Annotated in this window: 13 protein-coding genes; 2 read left to right on the forward strand and 11 right to left on the reverse strand. The window is 65.1% G+C overall.

The window, feature by feature from the left end; genetic code table 11:
• Window positions 1-9 precede the first annotated feature (9 nt).
• The gene (locus IEV38_RS01245; protein WP_188394349.1) at window positions 10-912 is read left to right on the forward strand and encodes a LysR family transcriptional regulator; all 903 of its coding nucleotides are present in this window, start codon (window positions 10-12) and stop codon (window positions 910-912) included.
• A 115-nt stretch (window positions 913-1,027) separates the two neighbouring features.
• On the opposite strand, the gene IEV38_RS01250 is transcribed toward IEV38_RS01245, so the two are convergent.
• The 10 genes from IEV38_RS01250 to IEV38_RS01295 all read right to left on the reverse strand — a co-directional run bounded on the left by IEV38_RS01250 (window position 1,028) and on the right by IEV38_RS01295 (window position 11,148).
• On the reverse strand, window positions 1,028-2,071 hold the full coding sequence (locus IEV38_RS01250; RefSeq protein ID WP_188394350.1) for an XdhC family protein: 1,044 nt from the start codon (window positions 2,069-2,071) through the stop codon (window positions 1,028-1,030).
• An 8-nt stretch (window positions 2,072-2,079) separates the two neighbouring features.
• Window positions 2,080-2,784, reverse strand: coding sequence for an ABC transporter ATP-binding protein (locus tag IEV38_RS01255; protein WP_229728492.1), 705 nt, complete (start codon window positions 2,782-2,784; stop codon window positions 2,080-2,082).
• Window positions 2,771-3,565 carry an ABC transporter ATP-binding protein gene (locus tag IEV38_RS01260; protein ID WP_188394352.1) on the reverse strand — a complete coding sequence of 265 codons (795 nt, stop codon included), beginning with the start codon at window positions 3,563-3,565 and terminating at the stop codon, window positions 2,771-2,773. The genes IEV38_RS01255 and IEV38_RS01260 overlap by 14 nt, the downstream gene beginning before the upstream one ends.
• Window positions 3,562-4,590 (reverse strand): branched-chain amino acid ABC transporter permease, encoded by a 1,029-nt coding sequence (locus tag IEV38_RS01265; protein ID WP_188394353.1) that lies wholly within the window; start codon window positions 4,588-4,590, stop codon window positions 3,562-3,564. The genes IEV38_RS01260 and IEV38_RS01265 overlap by 4 nt, the downstream gene beginning before the upstream one ends.
• A 15-nt stretch (window positions 4,591-4,605) precedes the next feature.
• Window positions 4,606-5,478: a branched-chain amino acid ABC transporter permease gene (locus IEV38_RS01270; protein ID WP_188394354.1), complete on the reverse strand. Its 873-nt coding sequence runs from the start codon at window positions 5,476-5,478 to the stop codon at window positions 4,606-4,608.
• A 67-nt stretch (window positions 5,479-5,545) separates the two neighbouring features.
• Window positions 5,546-6,703: an ABC transporter substrate-binding protein gene (locus tag IEV38_RS01275; protein ID WP_188394355.1), complete on the reverse strand. Its 1,158-nt coding sequence runs from the start codon at window positions 6,701-6,703 to the stop codon at window positions 5,546-5,548.
• A gap of 81 nt (window positions 6,704-6,784) precedes the next feature.
• Entirely contained in the window at window positions 6,785-7,402 is a 618-nt protein-coding gene (locus IEV38_RS01280; protein ID WP_188394356.1) for an SRPBCC family protein, read from the reverse strand.
• A complete protein-coding gene (locus IEV38_RS01285) occupies window positions 7,392-7,928 on the reverse strand; it encodes a (2Fe-2S)-binding protein (protein WP_188394357.1) in 537 nt (178 codons plus the stop codon). Before IEV38_RS01285 ends, IEV38_RS01280 begins: the two co-directional genes overlap by 11 nt.
• Window positions 7,925-8,743 carry an FAD binding domain-containing protein gene (locus tag IEV38_RS01290; protein ID WP_188394358.1) on the reverse strand — a complete coding sequence of 273 codons (819 nt, stop codon included), beginning with the start codon at window positions 8,741-8,743 and terminating at the stop codon, window positions 7,925-7,927. Before IEV38_RS01290 ends, IEV38_RS01285 begins: the two co-directional genes overlap by 4 nt.
• Window positions 8,740-11,148 (reverse strand): xanthine dehydrogenase family protein molybdopterin-binding subunit, encoded by a 2,409-nt coding sequence (locus IEV38_RS01295; protein ID WP_188394359.1) that lies wholly within the window; start codon window positions 11,146-11,148, stop codon window positions 8,740-8,742. The genes IEV38_RS01290 and IEV38_RS01295 overlap by 4 nt, the downstream gene beginning before the upstream one ends.
• Window positions 11,149-11,533: 385 nt before the next feature.
• Between IEV38_RS01295 and IEV38_RS01300 the strand changes: the two genes are divergently transcribed.
• A complete protein-coding gene (locus IEV38_RS01300) occupies window positions 11,534-11,776 on the forward strand; it encodes a hypothetical protein (RefSeq protein WP_188394360.1) in 243 nt (80 codons plus the stop codon).
• Here IEV38_RS01300 and IEV38_RS01305 read toward each other — a convergent pair.
• On the reverse strand, window positions 11,763-12,278 hold the full coding sequence (locus tag IEV38_RS01305) for a MarR family winged helix-turn-helix transcriptional regulator (protein ID WP_188394361.1): 516 nt from the start codon (window positions 12,276-12,278) through the stop codon (window positions 11,763-11,765). The two genes, IEV38_RS01300 and IEV38_RS01305, sit on opposite strands and share 14 nt — an antisense overlap.
• Window positions 12,279-12,384 lie beyond the last annotated feature (106 nt).

The raw sequence follows: 12,384 nt of genomic DNA on the forward strand, positions 1-12,384 counted from the left end.
GGAGAAACGATGAAGGCCCATTCGGATGACCTGCGCATCTTCGTCACGGTGGTCGAGGCCGGCTCCATCACGGCGGCGGCCCAGCAGCTCGAGCTCGGCTCCTCGGCCGTCAGCCGCGTGCTGTCCAAGCTGGAAGACAAGCTCGGCGCCACGCTGCTCAACCGCACCACGCGGCGCATGCAGCTGACCGAGGAAGGTCGCTTCTTTCTCGAGAAGGCCAGAAGCATCCTGCAGCAGATGGAAGAACTCGAGGATCACCTGTCGGCGCGCCAGCAGCGCCCGGCCGGCCGCCTGCGCATCAATGCCGCCACGCCCTTCATGCTGCACGCGGTGATGCCGCACATCGGCGACTTCCGCGCGCAGTATCCGGAGATCGAACTGCAGCTCAACACCGACGAACTGAACATCGACCTGCTGGCCGAACGCACCGACATCGCGATCCGCATCGGCAAGCTCAACGATTCGACACTGCACGCGCGCACGCTCGGCAGCAGCCGGCTGTACCTGCTCGCAAGCCCCGCCTATCTGCAGGCGCGCGGCACGCCGGCCTCGTTCGAGGAACTGGCCGCGCATACGCTGCTCGGCTTCAGCGAACCGGAAGCGCTCAACAACTGGCCGATCCTGCACGACGGCGGCGACCACGTGGCGATCCGGCCCGACCTGTCCGCGTCCAGCGGCGAAACACTGCGCCAGCTCGCGCTGGCCGACCAGGGAATCGCCTGCCTGTCGGCCTTCATGACGACGGCCGACATAACGGCCGGCCGACTGGTCACCGTGCTGCCGGCGCTGACTGCCGAGCACCGCCAGCCTATTCATGCGGTCTATTACCGCAACTCCGCCCTCGCCCTGCGCATCCAGTGCTTCCTCGATTTTTTCCAGGAACGCCTCGCCTCGCAACAAGGCTTCGCATGAAGCGATTCTTGCCACGACGGCCATTTGCCGCCGCTCCGGTTTTTCGCACGCCGTGGCACCCGCATGGGATTGAACGCATGACACATCCGCCCTGCAATCGGGGCGGATGCAAGGTTCAGAGCAGTGCCATGAACGACTGCGCGGTCGTATCCGGATCGTTCTTCTGCTTGTTGGCCGCCACGTCGAGATCCGGCCGCTGCACGCCGTTCCTGGCGGCGATGACTTCCGCCATGATGCTGACGGCGATCTCGGCAGGCGTCTTGCTGCCGATATAGATGCCCACCGGCCCGTGCAATCGGGCCAGCCGGGCATCGCTCAATGCGAAGTGTTCGGCCAGCCTTGCACGGCGCGCCGCGTTGTTGCGCCGGCTGCCGATCGCTCCGACGTAAAAGGCCGGACTTTCCAGCGCCTCGATCAGCGCCAGATCGTCGAGCTTGGGATCGTGCGTGAGTGCGATGATGCAGGTGCGACGATCCGGCTTCATCTGCTGAACGGCGTCGTCGGGCATGCCGTCGGCAAAGGCCACATTCGGCACCGACCAGCCGCGTCGATACTCCTCGCGCGGATCGCAGACGGTCACCGCGAATCCGCTGAACACCGCCATGGTCGCCAGATATTCCGTCAGTTGTCCGGCACCGATCAGCAGCATGCGGTAACCGGGACCGAACACCGCTTTCAATTCATGCGGCGTGACGACGAGGGCGCAGGGACGCGTCACCGGTGTGAGCACGACGCGACCGCTGCCGAGATCGACGGTGCGCTGCACCAGGCGCCCGCTTTCCAGTTGAACGACCAGTTGATCGAGCACGTCGGCGTCCGCATCGAACTCCAGCAATAGTTCCAGCGTGCCGCCGCACGGCAGGCCGAAGCGATGCGCGTCGTCGGCCGACAGGCCGTAGCAATCCCACTGCGGCCGGCGCGGCATGCCTTCCGGCGTGACGAACATCGCGACATCTTGAAAGCGTGCGATCAGATCGTCCTCGATGCAACCGCCGGAGACCGAGCCGACCACGCTGCCATCCTCGCACAGGGCCATCAGCGATCCCACCGGACGCGGCGAGGCGCCCCAGGTACGCGTGACCGTCGCCAGTACCGCATGCCGACCTTGCCTGCGCCAGTGGCGCAGGGTACGCAGCACGATCAGGTCGAGATTTTCCATCGCGCTTCCTAGCCGCCCAGATAGGCGCGGCGGATTTCGGGATTGGCACGCATCTCCGCGGATGTGCCCTGCGAGACGATGTGTCCGTTCTCTAGCAGATAGCCGCGGTCGCACATCGCGAGCGCCGCGTAGGCGTTCTGCTCGACCATCAGCACCGTGGTGCCTTCGCGCCGGATTTCCTGGATCAGGCTGAAGATCTGCTCCACGATGTTCGGCGCCAGCCCCAGCGACGGTTCGTCGAACATCACCAGGCGCGGACGCGACATCAGGGCGCGCGCGATCGCCAGCATCTGCTGCTCGCCGCCCGACAGCGTGCCGGCCACCTGCTGCACGCGCTCGCGCAGGCGCGGGAACTTGTCGAACATGCGTTCCATGTCGTCGCGCACGCGCTGCCTGTCGATGCGACGGTAGGCGCCCATCTCCAGGTTCTCGCGCACCGTCAGCTGCGGAAACACGCGCCGCCCTTCCGGACAATGCGAGATGCCGCGGTCGATGATCTGCGCCGGCGAGGCGCCGGAGACGACGTGGCCGTCCATGCGGATGCAGCCATGCGCCAGCGGCTCGAGGCCGTTGATGGCGCGCAGCGTGGTCGATTTGCCGGCACCGTTGGCGCCGATCAGCGTGACCAGCTCGCCTTCGTGGACTTCCAGCGAGAGGCGATTGACGCCGGTGGTGGCACCGTAGCGTACGGTGACGTCTTCAAGCTTCAGCACGTTCAATCCCCGATCCAAGGTAAGCGCGAATGACTTCGGGGTCATTCTGGATTTCCGATGGCGAACCGGTCGCGATCAAGCGGCCGTAGTTCAGCACCACGATATGGTCCGAGATCGACATCACCATGTGCATGTCGTGCTCGACCAGCAGTACCGTCACGCCGCTCTGCCCGATGCGGCGCACCATTTCCTTGAACGACTCGGTCTCGGACGGATTCAACCCGGCGGCCGGCTCGTCGAGCAGCAGCACCTTGGGCTTGGCCGCCAGTGCCAGGCCGACGCCCAGCAGACGCTGCTCGCCGTACGAAAGATTGGAGGCGAGCTCGTCGGCGCGCGCGGACAGGCCGAGAAAGGCCATCAGCTCGTCCGCCTCGTGCCGCAGACTCGCCTCTTCGCGGCGAAACCTCGGCGTGCGCAACAGGGCCTGCAGCACGCCGCAGCTGCCTTTCAGATGCAGCGCGGTGCGGATGTTCTCGGCCACGGTACAGGCCGAGAAGATGCTGGTGCGCTGAAAGCTGCGCACCAGGCCAAGCTGCGAGATCTGCTCGGGGGCCATGCCCGTGATGTCGTGACCGAACAGGCGGATACGGCCCGCGGTCGGCTTCATGTAGCCGGAAATCACGTTATAGGTGGTGGTCTTGCCGGCGCCGTTTGGACCGATCAGGCTGACGATCTTGCCAGCCGGCACCGCGAAGCTGGCGTTATCGACCGCCGTCAGTCCGGCGATGCGCATGGTGACGCCGTCGAGTTCGAGCGCGGGCGTTGCGTTCAATGTGCTCATGCGGTTTTCCTCCTTGCCAGCGGTGCCGGCGTCTTGCCGGCGCGTGCCGAATAGCGGCGCAGCAGATTGCCGGCGGACGGCACCACGCCCTTGGGCATGAAGACCAGCACCGCGATCATCAGCACGCCGTAGATCATCCACTGGATCTCCGGCGACACCACGCCGCGCAGCACTTCAGGCAGCAGGCCGAACAGCAGGCCGCCGACGACCGGACCGGCCAGCGTGCCCTTGCCGCCGACGATGACCATGATGACCATCATGATCGTGAACATGAACATGAAGACGTCGGGATCGATGATGCGCACCGTGTGCGCATAGAGTCCGCCCGCCGCGCCCGCGATGCCGGCGGCGAAGATGGTGGCGATGCCGAGGTAATGCGTGACGCGGATGCCGACCGAGCGCGCCAGCACCTCGTTCTCGCGCAGCGCGATCATGGCGCGGCCGACACGGCTGTGGACGATGGCCGCTACCAGCAGGTAGGACAGCACGCCGACCGCCAGCACCAGCCAGTAGGTCGATGCCTTGGTGACGAGATCGATCACGCCCTCGCCCGGCACCCACAGCGTCAGCGCCGGAATGCCGTTGAGCGCCATCGGGCCTTCGGTCAGATCGACCCAGTTCAGTGCCACCATGCGCATGACCTGCGCAAAGCTGATCGTCACGATCACGAAGTAGGCGCCGCGCACGCGGAACGCGAGCTTGCCGAGCAGCCAGCCGGCGACTGCGGCGAACACGATGCCGCAGACGAAGGACAGCCACACCGGCTTGGGGTCAACCACCAGCGGCTCGCTCATGCCCCACAGCGTGACGTCGAAGCCCAGCGACAGCAGCGAGGTCGTATAGGCGCCGAGGCCGAAGAAGGCCACGTGCCCCAGGCTCAGCTGGCCGGTGAAGCCGAGCAGCAGGTTGAGACTGATGGCGGCGATGATGAAGATACCGGCCGAGGCCACCACCGACAGCATGTAGGGGTCCGGCCAGACCAGCGGCAGGATTGCCAGGCCAAGCACGCAGACCAGAAAGGTCATCTGTTTCTTCACGGATCAACCCACCCTTTCCTTGATGGTGAACAGGCCTTGCGGACGGAAGATCATGACGGCCAGGATCACGAGGAAACCCAGTGCGTCGCGATAGGCGGTCGAGATGTAGCCGGCGCCGAACTCCTCCACCAGCGCGAGGATGAAGCCACCCAACGCTGCGCCCTTGAGGTTGCCGAGCCCGCCCAGAATCACGATGGCGAAGGCCTTGAGACTGGCGAGGTCGCCCATGGTCGGCGTGACCACGAACACCGGCGCCAGCAGCGCGCCGGCTACCGACGCCAGGCACGAACCGAGCGCGAAGGTCAGCGTATAGACGTGCGACACGTTGACGCCGACGATCTTGGCCGCATCCTTGTCCTGGAAGGTGGCGCGCATCGCTAGACCGAGGCGCGAGCGCTCGATCAGCATGTAGAACACCACCAGCAGCACGGCCGCGGTGACGAGCACGAACAGGCGGATCGGCGACACCGAGATGGCGCCGAGCACGACCGGTTCCTGCCCGAACGGCGACGGCACCGACTTGGCGACGCCGCCCCACATCAGCAGTTCGGCGTTCTGCATGATGATCATCACGCCGATCATGATCAGCATGACCTCGTCCATCGCCTTCAGGTCGCGCCGCCGCAACAGCAGGTATTCGATGGCGGCGCCGACCACCATGCCGGCCACGGCCGCCACGATCAGCGAGCCGAAGAAGTTCATGCCGAACATGCCGACGACCGCATAGGCGACATACGCGCCCAGAGTATAGAGTTCGCCGTGCGCAAAGTTCACCACGCGCATGATGCCGAAGATCAGCGTCAGGCCGATGCCCAGCAGTGCATAGGTCGACCCGAGCACGAGCGCGTTCAGTGTGTGCTGCAATAATTGATCCACAGGATTCCCCCGACCGGCAGCGCGTCAGGAATGCGCCGCCGGCCCTTGCATGAATGACCGGATGGTCTTACTTGACCGAGACCTTGCCGTCCTTGAGTTCGACGACATAGACGTTCGGCGATGCCTGGCCGCTTTCCTTGCCGGCCGGGCCTTCCTTGGAGAAGGCGACGTCGCCGTTGGCACCCTTGACCTGCACCTTCCACAGCGCATCGCGGATGGCGGCGGAGTCGGCCTTGCCGGCGACGCGGATCGCTTCGGCAATCGTCAGGATGGCATCGAAGCCGCGGAAGCCTTCGGTCTGGCCGGCGAATTCAAGATTGCGTGCCTTCCAGCCGTCCATGAAAGCCTTCGCCACTTCCGGATGCTTGGCGCGTTCCGGTGCCCACGGTGCGAAGAACAGCAGGTGCTGACTCGCATAGCCCTTCGGTCCCGGGTTCTTCAGCAGCGGTTCCGGGAAGGAGCCGCCGGTGGTGATGATGCGTTGCGGCAGGCGCTGCTCGCCGGCCTGGCGGATCGCCAGCGTCAGCTGCTCGATGCCCGAGGTCACGATCAGCGTGTCCGAACCCGTGCCCTTGAGCGCGGCCAGCTGCGCCGACAGGTCGGTCATGTCGGGCGTCATGGTTTCGGTGCGGCCGATGGTGATGCCCTTGGCTTCCAGCATCTTCTTGAATTCAGCTGCGGCACCCAGGCCCCAGTCGTTGTTCACCGACAGGAAGTCGACCTTCTTGATGGCCGGGCTGAAGCCGTCGATCAGCTTGGCGAAAGCCTGCGCTTCCATGGCCGAGGTCGGGCTGGTACGGAACACCCACGGATTGCCGGCCGTCGTGATCTTGCTCGAGGATGCGGTTTCCACCACCAGCGGCACGCCGTATTCGGTCAGCTTGGGCATGATGGCGAGCGTGAAGGTCGAGCTCCATGCGCCCATCAGCACCGGCACCTTGTCCTTCAGAATCAGCTTCTCGACCGAGTTGACGGCTTCGCGCGGATTGGACTTGTTGTCCTCGATGACGAGCTGCAGCTTCTTGCCGAGCACGCCGCCGTTCTGGTTGATGTAATCGGCCGCGATGCGCGCACCGTTGGTGACGTAGGTGCCGGAAGCGGCGACCGGGCCGGTCAGCGGTTCGGTAACGCCGATCTTGATGGTTTCCTGCGCATGGGCGGAGCTTGCGGCAACCAGAGCAAAGCCAATGGCGGCGGTCAGGATTTTGGAAGTGCGCCAGATCATGGTGAATATCCTTTTGAGTGTGAGCGGGATGATGCGGGTGCTTGTTACGAATACTTGCTACGAGTTTCTTATTGCAATTTGCTATTGCGGACGGCGGCCGAACAGTCCGGCCAGCCATGCCTTGAACAGGGTCCAGAGGTCGATGGACGAGGTGTCCTTCTGTTTGCGGGGCGCCGGAGGCGGCACCGCGATGCCGGCGACAGCCGTCTCGCCGATCGCCGAGGCGGCTTCGGCGGCCGGCGCGGCGCTCGGCAGGCGCGCCTGCAGGTTTTCGGCAAACTGTTTCGTCAATTGCTCGGCCAGTGCGCGCACGATGCCTTCGCGGCTGAACTGCGCGAGCGAGCCGGTGATCGTGTGATCGACCTTGACCAGCACGTCGGTACCGTCGCCGGCTTCGGTGACGGCGAAGTGCGCCTCGCCCTTGACGCGGCTGTTGCTGCGCGCATCGACGGCGGTACCGGCGATGGCACCGCTACGTGCAGCCTCGTCGAGATCGAGCCGGCCCTGACCGGCAAAGCCGGCCGCGATCGGACCCAGCTTGACCTTGAACAGCAGCGGAATCGCGCCTTCCTCGGTGGCGCTGGCCGCGCCGTTGATGGACGCCCCCGGCAGGCAGTCAACCAGCAGTTCCACGTCGTGGAACGCCTGCCAGACGACATCTGCCGGTGCGGCGATGTGGAAGGATTGCTCAAGCTGCATGAATGTTCTCCTGTGGTGAAAGCGATGGCGCGCGCTCGCGCAGCACGCGCAGAATTGCGCGCACGATGCCGAAGTAGCCGGTGCAGCGGCAGAGGTTGCCGGACAGTTCCTCGCAGACGCGCTTCTCGTCGGCATCCGGAATGCGCAGCACGATGTCGCGAGCCGTCATCAGCATGCCGGGCGTGCAGTAGCCGCACTGCAGCGCGTGCTCCGCCGTGAAGGCGGCGCGCAGCTGCGCCATCAGCGCGTCGTCGGCGAAAGCTTCCAGCGTGCGGATGCGGCGGCCCTCGAAGCGCTTGGCCGATTGCAGGCAGCTGCGCTGCGGCGCGCCGTCGATCTCGATGGTGCAGGCGCCGCACACGCCCTGCTCGCAGCCGACGTGGGTGGCAGTCAGGCCGCAGTGATCGCGCAGCGCATCGGCGAGATTGGTGCGCGGCTCCAGCTTCAGCTGGTAGCAGCGATCGTTGACGTTCAGTTCCACCTCGGCGGTTTCCACCGGGGGAAAGTGGATAGGCAGTGCGCTCATCGTGTCTTGTCCATGTCCAGTGCGACCAGGCGCAGCATTTCCAGCAGCGACTGGCGGCGGTCGTTTTCGATTCCGGGAGCGGCTCGGTCGAGCAGCGCGACGCGCGCGTCTTCCATCAGCAATGCGCGCAACAGGCCCTGGCCTTCGGCCACGTGCGGCGCGCCGTCGAGCGCGCCGATCACGACACGCTCGATGCCGGCGGCGTCGTCACGCAGGCCGCAAGCCATCGCGTGCGACAGTTCGCCCGTCTTGCGGCACAGCTTGCGGTAGGACCAGCGCATGCCGGCGCCATGGCGCGGCACGCTAACCGCGGTCAGAATTTCGCCTTCGGCCAGTTGCGTTTCGTAGGCGGACGTCATGAAATCGCGCGCGGCGATCGTGCGTTGCCCGGCGGTTCCGACCACCTGCAGCGTCGCGCCCAGCAGCGGCATGCAGCTGATCCAGTCGGCCGACGGATCGGCGTGGCACAGGCTGCCGCCGAGGGTGCCTCGGTTGCGCACGGCACGGTAGGCGATGCCGCGTGCGACGAAAGGCATCAGCCCGCGACTTGGATCCGGCACGCGGCCATCCTCGATGGCGGCATGCGTGGTCATCGCGCCGAAGCGCACGGCCTGTTCTTCCTCCACCGTTTCGCGCAGGATGGCGAAGGCGTCGAGGTCGAGCAGCGTGTCGGGTTGCGCAAGGCGCAGGTTGAGCATCGCGCCCAGCGACTGGCCGCCGGCGACTGGCTTGCTGCCCCACCCGCCTTCGGCCAGCAGCGCCGCGCCCTGCTCGATGGTGTCTGCCTGCAACAGGCGATAGGCTGCGGGCTTCATGCGCGCACCTCCTTTCTTGCGGCAGCGAGCGCGGCGAGCACGCGGCGCGGATTGGCCGGGCATTCGGTCAGCTCGGCGCCGAGTTCGTGCAGCGCATCGTTGATGGCATTGATGATGGCGGCCGGCGGCGCGATCGCTCCGCCCTCGCCGATACCTTTCTGTCCGTACTTGCTGTTCGGGCTCGGCGTTTCCATGTGCAGCATGGTCAGCGGCGGCATCTCGCCGGCACCCGGCAGCAGGTAGTCCTGCAGCGTCGAGGCCAGCGGCTGGCCTTCGCTGTCGAACGGCATCTCTTCGTAGAGCGCGGTGCCGATGCCCTGCGCCAGGCCGCCATAGATCTGGCCCTCGACGATCAAGGGATTCAGCAACACGCCGCCGTCTTCGCAAATCGCGTAGTCGAGCAGTTCGACGTGGCCGGTCGCGGTATCGACTTCGACCGCGCATGCATGGCAGGCGTAGCTGAAGGTGCCGGCATCGGGAACCATCTTGTAGCCGGCGACGACCTCGAGTCCGCCCGGATCGACGGCGCCGACCGGCAGCTTCTGCGGCGCGCGATACCAGGTGTGGGCGATCTCGGCCAGCGTCAGGCGCTTGCCGTCGGCCGCACCGGACATACCGACCGTACCGTGCTCGAGCGTGAGTTCCGCGGCATCGGTACCCAGCAGGCAGGCTGCCATGGACTTGATGCGCTCGGCCAGTTGTTCGCATGCCGTGCCGACCGCGCCGCCGGCCATGACCGCGCAGCGCGAACCCCAGGTGCCGGTCGAATACGGCGTCATGCCGGTATCGCCGTGCACCACGCGCACTTTCGCGATGTCGATGCCGAGCACGGTATGCGCGACCTGCGCCATCGAGGTTTCCAGGCCCTGACCATGCGAATGCACGCCGATGCGCAGTTCGAGCACGCCGTCCGGCGTGAAGCGCGCCGTGCACTGCTCGTAGCCGGGCACCATCGGAATGCCCCAGCCGTGATAGACCGAGGTGCCGTGCGCGCCCTGCTCGCAGAACACGGCGAGGCCGAGGCCGATGCGCTTCTGCGCACCTTCTGCGCTCGGCGCCGAGTGGCGCTCGCGCTGGCGAGTACGCCATGCCTGCCAGTCCAGCGCTTCCACCGCTTTCGTCATGCAGGTCGTGTAGTCGCCCGAATCGAACAGCTTGTTGGTGATGTTGTTGTAGGGCATGGCGTCGGCCGGTACCAGGCTGCGTGCGCGCAGCGCATACGGTTCCATGCCGAGTTCGCGCGCGGCGATGTCGAGCATGACCTCGAGCGCGAAGCACACGCCGGTGCGCGCCACGCCGCGGTACGGCAGGATCGGCGGCTTGTTGGTCGCGGCCGAGCGCGTGCGGCAGACGAAGCTGTCCATCATGTACGGGCCGGGCAGGATGGAGCCGATCTGCGCCGCTTCCAGGCAGGCGCTGAACGGATAGGACGAGTACGCCCCCGAATCGACGACCGCGTCGCAGGTGATGCCGGCAAGCCGACCTTCGTGCGTGACCGCGACCGAGATGTCGTAGCCATGCTCGCGGCAGTTGGCGTTGGCGCTCAGCTGTTCGCGCCTGTCCTCGAGCCAGCGCACCGGGCGGCCGAGCTGCATGGCCAGCCACGCGCAGCAGATTTCCTCCGGCAGCAGGATGCCCTTGTAGCCGAAGCCACCGCCGACGTCGGGCGAGATCACGCGGATCTGGCCTTCGTCGAGTCCCAGGCATTCGGCCAGACCCGTGCGATTGATGTGCGGTACCTGCGCCGCCGAATACATGATCAGTTGGTCGGTACGCGTGTCCCACCAGCAGAGCACGGCGCGGCCTTCCATCGGCGCCATGCACTGGCGCGCCATGCGCAGCTTGCGGTCAACGTGGATGACGGCTTCCTCGGTCGCCTGCAGACGACGATCCACGTTGGTTTCGGCAAAGACGTTGTCGCTCCACGCGTCGTGCACGCGCGTGTCGCTATTCAGCGTGCCATACATGTCCGCCATCACCGGCAGTTCCTGGTAATCGACGAACACGCTGGCGGCGATGTCCTCGGCGCGCGCGCGATCGGGCGCGATGCAGGCGGCGACCGTCTCGCCGACGTGGCGCACCTTGTCGTTCGCCAGCGGGTATTGTTCGGAGCGCTTGAAGCCGGGCAGCGCGGATGCGGCCACGATCGGCCTGACGTTCTGCATGTCCTGCATCGTGAACACCAGATGCTCCATACCGGCCGGCTTCTCGATGCCGGCGATGCGCGCATGCGCGACCGGCGAACGCACGAAGGCGACTTCCACCATGTCCGGCATGCGCATGTCGCCGACGTATTGCCCCTGCCCCAGCAGCAGCCGCCTGTCTTCCTTGCGCAAGACTTCGCGCCCGATTCCCTGTTCGGTAGCGGCCTGCACGACCTGCTCGGGAGCGACGAGATCATTCATCGACGAATCCCGATCGGCGCAGAAAGCTGAATGTGAAGATCATGTTACTGCTTTCAAATATTATGTGGCATACCACGTTTACATCGCCGTATGCCACGCATTTTCTGTTCGAGCCATGAAATTATTTTCATGCCCGTGCCGCCGGCTCATGAGCGGGCGATCGTGACGCAGGTGTTCGCCTCATCTTCGATCACACGCATGCACGATGCCTTTCTTTTCAAAGAGACACGTGCATCGGAAGCACGTTCCTCCTTTAGCAACGACCATGCCAGCCGAACAGACATATCAGATACAGCGCCAATCAAGTCATTGATTTACATCAAAAAAACCTCTCTTAAATTTATGTGGTACAACACATTTATGAAAGACACGGAGCGCGTTCGCGATGGATATCGAAATCAACGAGTCGAATCCGCAAAAAAATGCGGCCATTGCATTCTATTGGGGCATCGCTGCCGCAAAACGGTGCAACGCATCGAAAAAAGCGAAGCATGCATTGCGTCGGCGTCCGGCTTGCGGGCAGGCGCAACCGTTCATGCGCACGACGGCGCGCAGCAGGAATAAAGGGAAATGGATGGAAGCCGCAGAACGCGGCATCGACAGGACGGTAGCGCTTAGCGCGCCTTGAGCAGCGGCACGCGATCGGTGGCTTCGGACTCCACCAGACGCACCATGAGCAGGATGAACAGCTTGCGCTCTTCTTCGGACAGGCCTTCGATGGTGCGGTCATGGGCACGCTGCACCGCCGGGCGCATCTTCTTGACGAGCGCGCGGCCCTTGCGCGAGAGCTTGACGTACTTGACGCGCTTGTCCTGCTCGGACTGGCGCCGCGCGATCAGTTCGCGCTGCTCCAGGCGCGGCAGCACTTCCGCCACGCTGGTACGTTCCAGGCCGATGTGGTGCGCCAGCGAATTCTGGTCGAGCTCGCCATATTCCTCGAGCGCCGTCAGCAGACTGTACTGCACCGGCGTGATGTTGTGCTCGAGCGTCTCTTCCATGAACAGCGCGCTGTGGATCTGGTGCAGCCGCCGGATCAGGAATCCGGGACGCGTGAACAGCAGCGAACGCGCTTGCACCGACGCCAGCTCATTGCTCAGATAGGGAAGTGCCGCTTCTTCGATCATGTTCATGGTGACGAAAATGGATGGACGCGGCCGATTCGGAGCGACCGCAGCGCAGAGTGTACGCGATCCGGCGCCGGCCCAGCAACAGAAAAGCACTCACCAATGTGGTGCA

It is taken from the genome of Oxalicibacterium flavum (assembly GCF_014635065.1).
Classification (GTDB): Bacteria; Pseudomonadota; Gammaproteobacteria; order Burkholderiales; family Burkholderiaceae_D; genus Oxalicibacterium; species Oxalicibacterium flavum.